This is a genomic window from Chitinibacter tainanensis DSM 15459, from assembly GCF_000429785.1.
GTDB lineage: Bacteria > Pseudomonadota > Gammaproteobacteria > Burkholderiales > Chitinibacteraceae > Chitinibacter > Chitinibacter tainanensis.
Genome location: NZ_AUCN01000009.1, coordinates 631229 through 644660, shown reverse-complemented (window position 1 = coordinate 644660; position 13432 = coordinate 631229). Strand labels below are relative to the sequence as shown.

Here is a 13432-nt window from a genome sequence, read left to right as displayed (position 1 = left end):
GGCCAATGTGCTTGAAATGAGTGTAGTTAGCCTGACATGACTACGCCGAAGTTGTGGCGGATTAGCTGCACCTGTCACGGTGAGCGCTTAGTCCAGACGCTGACGTTTACTCCAGATATTTACGCCCGCCATAGCCAGTTACCCCCAATAGTAGGCGCACCAGGGCAAATGCGCCCCACACCAAGGTGCGCAAGCCGAATCCGGCGCGCTGAATATGTTGCGGCAAAATCGCCTGTGCATCGCGCACCAGATGCCGCTGGATGTCATGCCGGAGGGTTTGTGCAAAGTGCGCATCGTGGATAAACACATTGGCTTCGCGCGCCAGCATCAGACTAAACGGGTCAATATTGCTTGAGCCCACCGTGGCCCACTCGCCATCAATGACCGCCACCTTGGCATGCATAAAACCGGCCTTGTAGTGGTAAATCTCAACCCCCGCAGCCACCAGCGGGCGGTAAAACGCCCAGCTGGCATACTGCAGCAGCGCATGATCACGCTCATCTTGCAGCAGCAAAATTACCGCCACCTCCCGTCGCGCCGCCTGCAACAGCGCTTGGCGAATCCGCCGGCCAGGCAAAAAATAGGCATTGGCAATCACGATTTCCTGCCGCGCGGCTTCGATGCGGTGCAGATAGGCTTGCTCGATGGCATTACGATTGCGGGTATTGTCACGCGTAACAAACTGAATGGGCGTTGCGCCCACATACTCAACCGGGGTATCTAGCGTCAGGCGATTGGCCCATTTGCGTTTGAGTTGCGCCCACGCACTGTGCTGCCACTCATGTTGCAAGGCTGCGCGCACATCGTTTACCACCGGGCCAATCAGCTGCACGGCGTAATCGTAGCGCGGCGCCAGATGAGGCTCATCAAAGTCGCTAATGATGTTAATGCCCCCCACCAGCGCAATGCGGCCATCAAAGCAGGATAATTTGCGATGCATACGTCGCAAACGGGCGCGATTAAGCGCAAAGCGCTTCACCTCCGGGCGGAAAAATAGCAGCTGCACGCCAGCAGTTTTGAGTTCGGCCCGCCAATGGGCGGGTAAATCCCGCGCGCCAAACCCATCCAGCAAGACCCGCACGAGTACGCCACGCTGTGCGGCGGCGCATAAAGCTTCCAGCACGCTGCGGCCAATTTCGTCGCTGGCAAAGATATAGCTTTCCAGCAGCACCTCACGCTCGGCGGCGGCAATCTGCCGCAGCAACAGCGGAAAAAACTCACCGCCATTGCGTAATAATTTGACCTGATTATTCTCGCGTAGCGGTGGGCGTTTCATGGCGTTAGCCCCTGCAAAATGGTGTATAGCGGCGCATGATCAGACAGCTGCCGCCACGGCGCACCGGACAATACCTCGGCCCGCTGCACCTGAAAGCCGCGCAGATAAATCCGATCCAGCGTCAGCAAAGGCCAGCGCACCGGAAAACTGCGCGCCGGCGCGCCATGCAGTGCCTCAAAGGCTTCATGTACGCCCAGCTCAGCCGCCAGCATGCTGCTGAGCTCGCCGCGCCAGTCGTTAAAGTCTCCGGCCAGCAGCAAAGGTTCATTCGCGGGGATCGCGCTACGGGCGTAGCCCGCCAATAGTTGCACTTGCTTGCGTCGGTCGGTGGCGCGCAAATTCAGATGCACACACAGCGCATGCAAAGGGGTATCCCAGTGCGGAATGCTGAGCTGACAATGCAGCACACCGCGCTGCTCAAAACGATGCAGGGTGAGGCTGACATTTTCAGCCGCCGCAATCGGAAAACGCGATAACAGCGCATTGCCATGATGGCCTAAGCGGTAATGGGCATTTCCCCCATAGGCGCTATGCAGGCTATCGCCGGCAAGGTATTCGTGCTGGGCATTTTGCCAGGTGGCAAAGCGCTGTGAATGCCTTACATGCTGGCCCTGCACTTCCTGCAAAAACACCAGATCTGGCGCCAGCTGATTCAGTGCATGGCGCACATCATGCAGTACCAGCCGGGCATTGAGCGGTGAAAAGCCTTTATGGATGTTGTAACTGGCCACGACGAGCTGACGCGGAGCGCTGGGCGCGGCTGTGGCCAGCATCTTAGGCGCCTACCCGGCTCGGTAATTCACGCAGCGCTTCGGCATTGGAAGGCGAAAATACCATCTCGGCCGCTTGTTCCCAGCCCACCCAGCGAAAGCGCCGATGCTCGCCCGGCGCCATGGCCACGTCGCAGATGGCGGGTAGCTCAACACTGAATACATGCTCGGTATTGTGCGTTACGCCCGGGGCGTAACGATGGCGCCAAACTTCGAAAATCTCGAAATCATGCTGTTGTTGCCAATCCACAATCTGGCTTGGGTCAACACGAATACCGGTTTCTTCCCACAATTCGCGGCAGGCCGTATCGCGCAAGGCTTCGTCGCCTTCGCGACTACCGGTGACCGATTGCCAGGCATCGGGAAAATCATTGCGTTCGAGCAAGAGCACCTGCAAGTCAGGCGTATGGATGATCAACAGGATGGATACCGGCTGTTTATAAGGCATGGGGCTTTTATTCGGCAGATCAGGAGCTGGCATTATACAATCGCTACTTAATCCCTCTAGCCTTTCTTGCCTATGTTTGACGTTGCCGCCTTCAAGCAGCAATTCCCCCTGTTGGGCCACTACCCGGAATTGATCTACCTCGATAACGCCGCCACCACGCAAAAGCCCCGCTGCGTGCTGGATGCCGAGCGTGCGTATTACGAAACCAGCAATGCCAATGTGCATCGCGGCGCGCATCGTTTGGCGGTGGCCGCCACCGAGGCTTACGAGGGCGCACGCGATACTGTGGCGCGATTTTTAAATGCCGCCAGCAGCGACGAAATTATTTTCACCCGTGGCGCCACCGAGGCGCTGAATTTACTCGCCAACACGGTCGGCATGTTGCTCTCGCCCGGCGATGAAATCATTGTCAGCACCTTGGAACATCATGCCAATCTGGTGCCCTGGCAAATGCTGGCCGAGCGCCGTCAGCTGAGCATCTTGCCACTGGGCATCACCGCCAGCGGCGAGATTGATCTGGCGGAGCTGGCCACATTTCTGGCTCGCCCACGCGCCCGGCTACTGGCGATCAGCCATGCCTCCAACGCGATTGGCAGTATTCAGGATATTCAAGCCATCTGTGACATGTCACGCCAGCATAATTGCCTGACTGCGGTCGATGGCGCGCAGGCGGTCGCCCATTTGCCGGTCGATGTGCAGGCTTTGGGCTGCGATATGTATGTGTTTTCCGGGCATAAAGTGTATGCCCCCACGGGTATTGGCGTGGCATATATCCACAATAAGCTTTTGCAGCGCATACCCCCGTGGCAAGGCGGTGGTGAGATGATTGAGACGGTTGCATTTAGCGGTACCCGCTATGCCACACCACCGGGGCATCTGGAAGCCGGCACCCCACCAATCGCCCAGGCGGTAGGGCTGGCCGCGGCGCTAACGTGGCTCGCGCAGCAAGATCGCGCCGCCTTGCTGGCGCATGAAACCGCCCTGCATCAACAGCTGGAAGATGGCTTGCGCGCAATACCCGGGGTGGTGATCCATGGGCAGGCGGCGCATAAACTGAGCCTGTCGGCGCTGACCTTTGGCCACGTTCACCCTTATGACGTCGCACAGTTTTTAGATGCGCAGCAGATTGCGGTGCGGGTCGGCCATCATTGCGCCCAGCCTTTGCAACAGGCCTTGGGCATTACTAGTAGCCTGCGGATCTCGCTGGCCGCCTACAACACTGCCGACGACGTGGCTCGCTGCTTGGCGGTGTTGGCCGACACTTTAGACATGCTTAATTAAGGCGCCATGATGATCCCTACTGAGCTATTGGCCCACCCATTTGGCCAAACCATCACCCTGACGCAGCTGGCCGCGACCCTCGATGCGGCTGCCAGCTGGGAAGCGAAAAACCGCCTTTTGGTGCAACTATCGCGCCAACTCCCCGATTGGCCGGCGGAATATAAAACTGCCGACTGCAAGGTGAGCGGCTGCGAAAGTCAGGTTTGGCTACGCCAAGACCGCAGCGCCGACGGGCACTGGCAAGTTGCCGCCGATAGTGATTCACGCATCGTCAAAGGCCTGCTGGCACTGGTGCTCACGGCCTATCACCACCAGCCCACCAATGCCGTACAAACCTTTGATTTTGAAGGCTGGCTGCAAGCACGGGGCATGCAGCGCTTTCTGACGGCGAGCCGTGGCAATGGGCTGCGCGCGATTGTGCAAACCATCGAAAAGCAACGCCAGTAAGTTTTTTCCAGCATGGGCATTTAATTTCGGCCAGCGGACTGCTAAATTGAAGACAATCTGTTGGAAGGCACACCCATGCTACGTGAATTGCCGAATGTTGAATCTGAGCAACTGCTGCGCAATCTGGTGATTCCGCCGCGGCCCGCCATTCTGGATGCCCTGCAGGCGGCCCAGCAGAGTAGCGACCCAGATTTTGTCGAGATCGGCCGCCTGATCAACCACGACCTCACCCTATCGCTGGCCATGCTCAAGGCCGTGAATTCTCCGTTTTACCAGCTCAGCCAGAAAATCACCTCAGTCGATCAAGCCTTGCAGTTGTTAGGTTTGCGCAATATCTGCACGATTTTGGAAGGCCTAGTTCTCAAACAAACTCTCGATCCCAAGCAAAGTGAACGCATGGCCCTGTTTTGGGATCAGGCCACGCAAACTGCGATGATCGCCAGCCAGCTAGCCAGCCGGGTGCATGGCATTCAGGCCGAAGAGGCCTACACCTTTGGCTTATTTCGTGGTTGCGGCAAAGCCGTAATGGCGGCGCGCTATTCAAATTATGTGCGCACCCTACAGCGCGGCGAGCGTATGAGCCGGGCCGAGTTTATTGCGCACGAAGATAAAATCTACCAAACCAATCACAATGTGGTCGGCTATCTACTTAGCCGCGCTTGGTATCTGCCCGAAGACATGCAACTGGCGATTTTGAATCATCATGATTTCGAAGTCTTTGCGCATCGCCATAGCCCGCAGTGGCATCACATCTGTACCCTGATCGCGCTGACCGGCTTGGCCGAGCATATTCTCAAAATGAATATCGAACAGTTCGAGCATGTCGAGTGGCGCACCATCGAGCCTGTGCTGCTCGATCACCTTGCGCTTAAGCTGGAAGAATACGAAGACATCGTAGACGAAGTCTCTATCCTATTACATACCCACGTATAGCCTGCAAAGGCTCATCACGCTTAAGCTACAGCCTGATACCCCAGCACCCGCCCTTCGCCGGCTATTTCGCAGTACAATAGCGCGCCATGACCGACACGACTTCCTGCTTTCACTGCGGCGAGCCTTGCCCCAGCCCAAGCCCTTTCCAGATTCGCTATCGCGAACAGCAGCATCCAGCTTGCTGTGCCGGCTGTCAGGCTGTGGCCGAAACCATTATCAGCAGTGGGCTGGAAAGTTACTACAGTCAGCGCACCGAAGCCGCCAGCCGCAACGAGCCCTTGCCGGCCGAAATCCGCGCGCAACTGCGCTTGTATGATGATGATCAGCTGCAGCAGGATTTCGTTGAACAGCTGGGCAGCGATGAGCGCGAAGCCGCATTAATTTTGGAAGGCATCAGCTGCGCCGCCTGTATTTGGCTGAATGAACAACACTTAGCCCGCTTGCCCGGTGTGTTATCGGTATCGATCAACTACAGCACGCACCGTGCGCGGGTCCGCTGGAACAACACCCAAGTTCAGCTCTCGAGTATCCTTGAGCACATCACAGCGATTGGCTACCACGCCCACCCCTACAACCATCAGCGAGCCGATCAGCAGTGGCAACAAGAGCGCAAAAGCGCGCTGCTGCGTCTGTGGGTGGCCGGCTTGTCGATGATGCAGGTGATGATGTTTGTAGTGCCGATCTACACCTCCGCCGCAGGTGAGATTGACGCCCAGTGGCTGCATTTATTGCATTGGGGTAGTCTGCTGCTGACTTTACCGGTGGTGCTGTATTCCTGCTGGCCGTTTTATCAGAACAGCTGGCGAGAACTGCGACATGGCCGTGCGGGCATGGATTTACCGGTCAGCATTGGCGTGCTGGTGGCTTTTTTTGCCAGCCTGTATGCGCTAATCACCGGCCACGGCGATATTTACTTCGATTCGGTGTCGATGTTTGTGTTTTTGCTGCTGGGTGGGCGTTATCTGGAATTCAAAGCCCGCCGCAAAGCCGGCGCTGCGGCGGAAATGCTGGTCAAGCTCGTCCCTGCTTTCGCGCATCGGCTCACCGCCACAGGTCAGCTTGAAGAGGTAGCGGTATACCAATTGCAAGCGGGTGAGCAGATTGTGGTGAAAGCTGGGGAAACGATCCCGGTGGATGGCATGGTGCTTCACGGCGAGAGCGAATGCAATGAAGCCATGCTCAGCGGCGAAAGCCGACCAGTGGCTAAAACGGCTGGCGCCAATGTCATTGCCGGCAGCCAAAATCTACATTCGGCCCTCACCGTGGCCGTCAGCCAAGTAGGTAGCCAAACGCGCCTAGGGCATATGGTGCGCCTGCTCGATCAGGCTACCCAGCAAAAGCCCCGCCTAGCCCAGCTAGCCGACCGGATTGCCGGGTATTTTATTGTGATCTTGCTGCTGATCGCGGCCGGCTGCTATCTGTATTGGCATATTCACGACCCGCAACATGCCCTACCCTATACAGTGGCAGTGCTGGTGATTTCCTGCCCCTGCGCTTTATCGCTCGCCACGCCGGCCGCGCTCACCGCTGCCACCGGGCACCTGGCCCAGCTGGGCTTATTGACTACCCGCGGCAATAGCCTTGAACAGCTCGCCAGTATCACCGACATTGTGTTCGACAAAACGGGCACGCTCACCCATGGCACACCACGGCTAATCCACACCCAAGTGCGCCACGGCTGCGAGACCGCAGCACTGGCAATTGCTGCAGCACTAGAAAGCCATTCCGAGCATCCGATTGCCAGCGCTTTTGCTTTGCCCGCGCAAGAGCCAGCCTTGCCGGTGCATGAATTTCACAACCATCCAGGCGGAGGCTTAAGTGGACAAGTGCAAGGCCAGCATTACTGGATCGGCTCGCCCCGCTTTATTGCCGCACAAACTGGCCTGTCGACCGCAGATTTAAGCGACTCAGCCACGACGCAGATTGTACTGGCCACCCCCAATACCATCGTGGCGGTGTTTGAGCTGGCCGACCAACTGCGAGACACTTCAGCCCAGACGATCAAGGCGCTGCAAACTGCGGGTTATCGCGTGCATTTATTATCTGGCGATGCACCTGCCATCGTGCAGCAAGTGGCGCAGCAACTGGGTATTGCGCAGCAGCAAGGCGGCGCGCAGCCGGCGGATAAACTGCGCTACATCCAAGCATTACAAGCTAAGGAGCACCGAGTCTTGATGCTGGGTGATGGTGTGAATGATGCGCCGGTGTTAGCGCTGGCCAATGTATCAGTCGCCATGGGTGCCGGCGTCGACATTGCCCAAGCGGCCGGGGATATGGTGCTGTTAAATAATGAGCTCGCCATTTTGCCACCCGCACTGCAATTGGCACGCAAAACCCGGCAGATCATTCGCCAAAATCTAGCCTGGGCTCTGCTTTACAATTTAGCCGCACTGCCTTTGGCGGTGGCCGGCTACGTGACGCCATGGCTAGCCAGTCTTGGCATGGCGCTCAGCTCACTCCTGGTGGTGAGCAATGCCCTGCGCCTGGTGCGGCCAAACTCTGCGAAAAAAATCGAGTAAATTCAAATGGAAAGCTTGTATTTGCTAATTCCACTCTCGCTATTAATTGCACTCGGAATTGGCGTGATTTTCTGGTGGTTTATTAAAAGCGGGCAATCTGATGATCTGGAAGGCCCAGGTTGGCGCATCGTGCAGGACGACGATCAGATCCACCCGAGCGCGCCGCAAAGCCAAGCTGGCGGCGAAAAAAACCCTGACTGACCTGAAACAACAAGGTAAAATAAACATTGATTGTCGATGGGTGCGCTTGATGTAAATCAAGTGGCGCGGCGCAGGCGCTGCGTATAGTCCAGTAGGCACTTTTTGTACCTCATCTGGAAGCGCTCTCTTCCAGGTGGAATAAGCCTTATCAACGTTTACCCAAACAGAGATGAGGTTTAGCTTTTAATTTTCAAGCCTTTATTTTAATTTTAATTCCAAGCAGTTGGAGATCAATCGGAGCGCTGTAATGGAAAACCAAGCCACATACAATTACACAGTGGTGCGGCAATTTGCCATCATGACGGTCGTCTGGGGCATTGTCGGCATGCTGGTCGGGGTGATTTGTGCGGCCCAGATGTTCTGGCCGGAACTGAACATCGGACCTTATCTACACTTCGGTCGCCTGCGTCCACTTCACACCAATGCAGTGATTTTTGCATTTGGTGGTTGTGCACTGTTCGCAACCTCATACTATGTCGTACAGCGCACCTGTAATGTCCGACTGATCAGCGATAAGCTGGCGGCCTTCACCTTCTGGGGTTGGCAACTGGTAATCGTGCTGGCCGCTATCACTTTGCCACTGGGCTACACCAGCGGTAAAGAATACGCCGAGCTGGAATGGCCGATCGATATTCTGATCACTGTGGTTTGGGTCGCTTATGCCATCGTATTCTTTGGCACGATCGCCATCCGCAAGATCAAGCACATCTACGTTGCCAACTGGTTCTATGGCGCCTTCATCTTGGCTGTAGCCTTGCTGCACCTGGTAAACAGTGCCGCGATGCCAGTAACCGCCATGAAGTCATACTCAGCCTACTCTGGCGCCGTTGATGCCATGGTGCAATGGTGGTATGGCCATAATGCCGTAGGCTTCTTCCTGACTGCCGCCTTCCTCGGCATGATGTACTACTTCGTACCAAAACAAGCGGGTCGTCCGGTTTACTCATACCGCTTGTCTGTCGTGCACTTCTGGGCGCTGATCTTCACTTATATGTGGGCCGGTCCGCACCACCTGCACTACACCGCACTGCCTGATTGGACTCAATCTCTGGGCATGGTGTTCTCGCTGATTCTGCTGGCACCAAGCTGGGGCGGCATGATCAACGGCATCATGACGCTGTCTGGCGCATGGCACAAACTGCGCACCGACCCGATCCTGAAGTTCATGGTGACTGCGCTGTCGTTCTACGGCATGTCTACCTTTGAAGGCCCGATGATGGCCATCAAATCAGTGAATGCGCTGAGCCACTACACCGACTGGACTGTAGGTCACGTACACTCTGGCGCTCTGGGCTGGGTTGCGATGATTTCGATTGGTTCGATCTACTATCTGATCCCACGCCTGTTTGGGCGTGAGCAAATGTGGTCGGTAAAACTGATCGAGACCCACTTCTGGATGGCAACTTTGGGTGTTGTACTCTACATCGCTTCAATGTGGATTTCGGGTGTGACTCAAGGCCTGATGTGGCGCGCCATCAATAGCGACGGCACGCTGACTTACGCCTTCATCGATGCGGTTAAAGCGTCTTACCCATACTACTTCATCCGTTTCCTGGGTGGCCTGCTGTACCTGTCTGGCATGATCTTGATGCTGTACAACGTACTGCGCACCGTGTTTGAAGGCAAAGCGGTTGACGCAAAAATTCCAGCCGTGTCTGCACACGCCTGATTGGGTAAGGAACAATAACGATGAATAAAATCCAAAAACTGATCGAGGAAAACGTAGCTGCCTTGATCATCCTGACCTTCATCACCATCAGTATCGCGATGCTGGTCGAGATCTTGCCGCTGATGTTCAGTAAATCAGTAACCCAGCCGATTGCCGGTGTTAAACCTTATAGTGCACTGCGCCTTGAAGGTCGTGACATCTACATCCGTGAAGGTTGCTACAACTGTCACTCACAAATGATCCGCCCTTTCCGCTCTGAAACTGAGCGTTACGGCCATTATTCGGTTGCGGGTGAATCTGTCTACGACCATCCATTCCAATGGGGTTCAAAACGCACAGGCCCTGATCTGGCCCGTGTGGGTGGTCGTTACTCAGATGAATGGCATCGCGTGCACTTGATGAACCCACGTGATGTCGTACCTGAATCGAACATGCCTGCCTTCCCATGGCTCGCGGCCAATACCATTGATTCGACTGTTACGCCGAAGAAAATGGAAGCGCTGCGCAAGCTGGGCGTACCTTATACCGATGCTGACATCGCCAATGCCAGCAAAGAGGTTGAAGGTAAAACCGAAATGGAAGCGGTAATCGCCTATCTGCAAGGCCTGGGTCTTGCACTGAAAAATAAAAGGTAAGCACGATGGATCTGCAGAACGACGTGCGCATTCTCGTGACCGTGCTGGGGTTTATTCTGTTTGTTGCTATTTGCCTCTGGGCTTACAGCAAAAATAGCAAGCAGCACTTTGATAATGCCGCTCAACAACCGTTCCTCGACGATGATCTGCCATCGTCGGGCAAGCAGTCCTCATCGGCTAACGGAGAATAAAGAATGACAGACTTTACAAGCGGATTCTGGGGCTATTTCATTGCAACCGTAGCCATTCTGGGGGTGGTTTTCTGTGCCTACCTCCTGCTGAGCCAAATGAAGGTGAAGCTTCAGAAAGGTGAAAAAGCCCAAGTAACCGGCCACAAATGGGATGGTGATTTGGAAGAGTACAACAACCCCCTGCCAGGCTGGTGGGTCGGTATGTTCGTGCTGACGCTGGTCTTTGCCGTGGGCTACTTCTGGCTCTACCCAGGCCTGGTGGTGATGGGTAACGCCAAAGGCTGGTCGCAAGAAGGACAGCATAAGGAAGAAGTTGCCAAAGCGGATGCCAAGTACCAAGCGCTGTATGACAAGTACGCCAAGCTGGACATCCCTGCGGTGGCGCAGGACAAAGAAGCCAATGCCATGGGTAAACGCCTGTTTATGACTTACTGCGTGCAGTGTCATGGTGCAGACGCTCGCGGCGCTAAAGGCTTCCCAAACCTGACTGACGGCGATTGGCTGTATGGCGGCAAACCGGAGAATATTCTGGAAACGCTGAACAAAGGTCGTCATGGCCAGATGCCAGCGTTTGGTGCGGCTTTTGGTGAAGAGAAAGTGCGCGATGCCGCGAACTACGTTCTGAAAATCTCTGGCAGCCCGGCTTTCAACGATGTGCGTGCTGAGCGCGGCGCAGAAACTTTCAAACAAGTGTGCGCGGCTTGTCATGGCGCCGATGGTAAAGGCAACCAGAGCATCGGTGCACCTAACCTGACCGACAAAACTTGGTTATACGGTGGCTCAGAAGCCACGATTGTTGAGACCATCACCAATGGTCGCGATAACGTGATGCCAGCGTGGAAAGAATTCCTAGGCGACGGCAAAGTACATTTGCTGGCAGCCTATGTTTACAGCCTGCGCGATAGCAATAAGTAATTAAACTGCAGCAATACCAGAACGGGCAGGCATCACCTGCCCGTTTTTTCTCACCGGCGAATTGCCATACTCGTCACCCACTGACGAGCTCAAGGCAGGGAGCGTTCACATGAGCCAAAAGCTAAAAGATATTCCAGTCAATGTCGTTAATGTAAAGGACGATGGCGAAGTTGAAGAAGTCATGTTGTATGCCGCGCATAAAAAAATCTATCCGCGCTGGATCAATGGCTTCTGGAATAAATGGCGGATTTTCTTCGTTATCGCTACACAGTTATTCTTCTACTGTGTACCTTGGCTACAAATCAATGAACGGCAAGCGCTGTTATTCGACTTAGTTCAACGCAAATTCTACATCTTCGGCTTTGTGTTTCTGCCGCAAGATTTTATCTACCTCACCGCCCTACTACTGCTATCGGCGTTCGGCCTCTTCGCCTGGACCACGATCGGCGGCCGACTCTGGTGTGGTTATGCCTGTCCGCAAACGGTATACACCGAAATTTTCCTCTGGATTGAAAAGTGGGTTGAGGGTGATCGCGCGCAGCGCATTAAACTCGATAATGCCCCGCTCAGCGCCCGCAAAATCCGCCTCAAAGCCAGCAAACATGGCCTGTGGCTGCTGCTGGCGGCGTGGACAGGTTTCACTTTCGTCGGTTACTTCACGCCAATTCGCGAGCTATGGACTGAATTCAGCACGCTGAGCATGAGCAGTACCGAGCTATTCTGGGTGGGGCTGTATGGCTTTGCCACCTACGGCAATGCCGGCTGGATGCGAGAACAAGTGTGCAAATACATGTGCCCGTATGCACGCTTTCAAAGCGCCATGTTTGATGCCGACACGCTGATTATCAGCTACGACCAGGAACGCGGCGAACAGCGTGGCACACGGAAAAAAGGCTCCGATTACAAAGCGCAAGGTTTAGGCGACTGTATCGATTGCTCGATCTGTGTACAGGTTTGCCCCGTTGGGATTGATATTCGCAACGGTTTGCAATATGAGTGCATTGGCTGTGCCGCCTGTATTGATGCCTGTGATGAAGTAATGGATAAAATGAATTATCCGCGTGGCTTGATTCGCTACACCACCGAAAACGCACTTGAGCACAAATACCCAGAAAATGAGATCATCTCGCGCCTGAAACGCCCACGGGTGATCGTTTATGCGGTAATTTTGAGTGTGATTATGAGCATTACCGTCTACTCACTGGCAACGCGGCAACCAATCAAAGTCAATATCGAGCGTGATCGTGTGGCTTTGGTGCGCGAGGTGGAAGACGGCTGGTTGGAAAACACCTATCGGGTGCAGATTCAAAATGCCAGCGAAAAAGCCCATACCTACCAGATCAGCGCTAGCGGGCTAGAGGGCATTAAAGTGCTTGCCGAGCAGCACAATCGCTATACATTGGAACCAACCGGCACCACTGAAGTCTCTGTACGAATACAAGTTGCACCACAGCACGCTAAAGCGGGCAGCCATCCAATTCAACTGATTATTCAGTCGATCGATGAGCCCGCGATTAAAACCACGGAAAAGGCCACCTTCATCGGACGAGATTAATGGAAGAAGACGTAAAACCTTGGTACAACTACGGCCATGTCTGGCTACTGATTCTGTTTCCAGTCCTGGCTATTCTGGGCGGCATATTGATGATTTATCTCGTCAATACCAATCAAGATAGCCTGGTCAGTGACAGCTATTACAAAGAAGGCCAGCAAATCAACCAAAAGCTCGCGCTTGACCAACAAGCCGGGCAACTGGGGCTGGGCGCGCAGGTCTTGCTCAGTGACAATCTACAGCAAGTGCGGGTGATCATGAATCAAGCGGTGGCCGGTGATCTGGTGTTACAAGTCAGCCACCCGACCCGCACCGGGCTAGATCAGCAGATCACACTCAAGCCTCAAGGCGGCAATCTATTTGCCGGCAGCCTCCCGCGGGCCTTACTGGCAGAGCGCTGGGTGTTTGAACTATCTGATCAGCAAAAACACTGGCGACTTGAAAAACAGTGGCAGGTATTACCCGGTGAGCCTTTAGAATTAAAGGCCAGCAAGTAATACCCCCTTAGATAAAATCCAACGCCCCGTTCATACGGGGCTTTTTTATGATTAAGCAATCGGGGCACGACATCATTCTGCAACACCAACTTCATGCC

General features: G+C 54.9%; 14 protein-coding genes. 11 read left to right on the top strand and 3 right to left on the bottom strand.

What is annotated here, in order from left to right; genetic code table 11:
* Window positions 1–106: 106 nt before the first annotated feature.
* From clsB to nudB, 3 genes are read right to left on the bottom strand one after another with little or no spacing between them, the layout of a single operon-like run.
* Complete coding sequence (gene clsB / locus G482_RS0104190; RefSeq protein ID WP_028448983.1) at window positions 107–1276, bottom strand: cardiolipin synthase ClsB; 1170 nt, start codon at window positions 1274–1276, stop codon at window positions 107–109.
* Window positions 1273–2049, bottom strand: coding sequence for an endonuclease/exonuclease/phosphatase family protein (locus G482_RS0104185; protein WP_051258704.1), 777 nt, complete (start codon window positions 2047–2049; stop codon window positions 1273–1275). Before G482_RS0104185 ends, clsB begins: the two co-directional genes overlap by 4 nt.
* A gap of 1 nt (window position 2050) precedes the next feature.
* Window positions 2051–2494, bottom strand: a complete 444-nt coding sequence (gene nudB / locus G482_RS0104180; RefSeq protein WP_028448981.1) for a dihydroneopterin triphosphate diphosphatase — start codon at window positions 2492–2494, stop codon at window positions 2051–2053.
* 72 nt (window positions 2495–2566) lie between these two features.
* On the opposite strand from nudB, the gene G482_RS0104175 reads away from it, so the two are divergent.
* The 11 genes from G482_RS0104175 to G482_RS0104125 all read left to right on the top strand — a co-directional run bounded on the left by G482_RS0104175 (window position 2567) and on the right by G482_RS0104125 (window position 13334).
* Window positions 2567–3775 (top strand): aminotransferase class V-fold PLP-dependent enzyme, encoded by a 1209-nt coding sequence (locus G482_RS0104175; protein ID WP_034618726.1) that lies wholly within the window; start codon window positions 2567–2569, stop codon window positions 3773–3775.
* A 6-nt stretch (window positions 3776–3781) separates the two neighbouring features.
* Window positions 3782–4222, top strand: coding sequence for a SufE family protein (locus G482_RS0104170; RefSeq protein ID WP_051258703.1), 441 nt, complete (start codon window positions 3782–3784; stop codon window positions 4220–4222).
* Between the two features lie 75 nt (window positions 4223–4297).
* The gene (locus G482_RS0104165) at window positions 4298–5155 is read left to right on the top strand and encodes an HDOD domain-containing protein (protein ID WP_028448978.1); all 858 of its coding nucleotides are present in this window, start codon (window positions 4298–4300) and stop codon (window positions 5153–5155) included.
* Between the two features lie 86 nt (window positions 5156–5241).
* On the top strand, window positions 5242–7674 hold the full coding sequence (locus tag G482_RS0104160; RefSeq protein WP_028448977.1) for a heavy metal translocating P-type ATPase: 2433 nt from the start codon (window positions 5242–5244) through the stop codon (window positions 7672–7674).
* 6 nt (window positions 7675–7680) lie between these two features.
* The gene (gene ccoS / locus G482_RS0104155) at window positions 7681–7875 is read left to right on the top strand and encodes a cbb3-type cytochrome oxidase assembly protein CcoS (protein WP_028448976.1); all 195 of its coding nucleotides are present in this window, start codon (window positions 7681–7683) and stop codon (window positions 7873–7875) included.
* A gap of 247 nt (window positions 7876–8122) precedes the next feature.
* The gene (gene ccoN / locus G482_RS0104150; RefSeq protein WP_028448975.1) at window positions 8123–9544 is read left to right on the top strand and encodes a cytochrome-c oxidase, cbb3-type subunit I; all 1422 of its coding nucleotides are present in this window, start codon (window positions 8123–8125) and stop codon (window positions 9542–9544) included.
* Between the two features lie 20 nt (window positions 9545–9564).
* The gene (ccoO, locus tag G482_RS0104145) at window positions 9565–10179 is read left to right on the top strand and encodes a cytochrome-c oxidase, cbb3-type subunit II (protein ID WP_028448974.1); all 615 of its coding nucleotides are present in this window, start codon (window positions 9565–9567) and stop codon (window positions 10177–10179) included.
* A gap of 5 nt (window positions 10180–10184) precedes the next feature.
* Window positions 10185–10370, top strand: a complete 186-nt coding sequence (locus G482_RS0104140; protein ID WP_028448973.1) for a CcoQ/FixQ family Cbb3-type cytochrome c oxidase assembly chaperone — start codon at window positions 10185–10187, stop codon at window positions 10368–10370.
* A 3-nt stretch (window positions 10371–10373) separates the two neighbouring features.
* Window positions 10374–11285 carry a cytochrome-c oxidase, cbb3-type subunit III gene (ccoP, locus tag G482_RS0104135; RefSeq protein WP_028448972.1) on the top strand — a complete coding sequence of 304 codons (912 nt, stop codon included), beginning with the start codon at window positions 10374–10376 and terminating at the stop codon, window positions 11283–11285.
* A 109-nt stretch (window positions 11286–11394) separates the two neighbouring features.
* Window positions 11395–12840, top strand: a complete 1446-nt coding sequence (ccoG, locus tag G482_RS0104130) for a cytochrome c oxidase accessory protein CcoG (RefSeq protein WP_028448971.1) — start codon at window positions 11395–11397, stop codon at window positions 12838–12840.
* Window positions 12840–13334: a FixH family protein gene (locus G482_RS0104125; protein ID WP_028448970.1), complete on the top strand. Its 495-nt coding sequence runs from the start codon at window positions 12840–12842 to the stop codon at window positions 13332–13334. Before ccoG ends, G482_RS0104125 begins: the two co-directional genes overlap by 1 nt.
* Window positions 13335–13432 lie beyond the last annotated feature (98 nt).

Coding starts and splice junctions, on each gene's coding strand:
- clsB (WP_028448983.1), bottom strand. CDS start 1,276: ATGAAACGCCCACCGCTACGCGAGAATAATCAGGTCAAATTATTACGC.
- G482_RS0104185 (WP_051258704.1), bottom strand. CDS start 2,049: ATGCTGGCCACAGCCGCGCCCAGCGCTCCGCGTCAGCTCGTCGTGGCC.
- nudB (WP_028448981.1), bottom strand. CDS start 2,494: ATGCCTTATAAACAGCCGGTATCCATCCTGTTGATCATCCATACGCCT.
- G482_RS0104175 (WP_034618726.1), top strand. CDS start 2,567: ATGTTTGACGTTGCCGCCTTCAAGCAGCAATTCCCCCTGTTGGGCCAC.
- G482_RS0104170 (WP_051258703.1), top strand. CDS start 3,782: ATGATGATCCCTACTGAGCTATTGGCCCACCCATTTGGCCAAACCATC.
- G482_RS0104165 (WP_028448978.1), top strand. CDS start 4,298: ATGCTACGTGAATTGCCGAATGTTGAATCTGAGCAACTGCTGCGCAAT.
- G482_RS0104160 (WP_028448977.1), top strand. CDS start 5,242: ATGACCGACACGACTTCCTGCTTTCACTGCGGCGAGCCTTGCCCCAGC.
- ccoS (WP_028448976.1), top strand. CDS start 7,681: ATGGAAAGCTTGTATTTGCTAATTCCACTCTCGCTATTAATTGCACTC.
- ccoN (WP_028448975.1), top strand. CDS start 8,123: ATGGAAAACCAAGCCACATACAATTACACAGTGGTGCGGCAATTTGCC.
- ccoO (WP_028448974.1), top strand. CDS start 9,565: ATGAATAAAATCCAAAAACTGATCGAGGAAAACGTAGCTGCCTTGATC.
- G482_RS0104140 (WP_028448973.1), top strand. CDS start 10,185: ATGGATCTGCAGAACGACGTGCGCATTCTCGTGACCGTGCTGGGGTTT.
- ccoP (WP_028448972.1), top strand. CDS start 10,374: ATGACAGACTTTACAAGCGGATTCTGGGGCTATTTCATTGCAACCGTA.
- ccoG (WP_028448971.1), top strand. CDS start 11,395: ATGAGCCAAAAGCTAAAAGATATTCCAGTCAATGTCGTTAATGTAAAG.
- G482_RS0104125 (WP_028448970.1), top strand. CDS start 12,840: ATGGAAGAAGACGTAAAACCTTGGTACAACTACGGCCATGTCTGGCTA.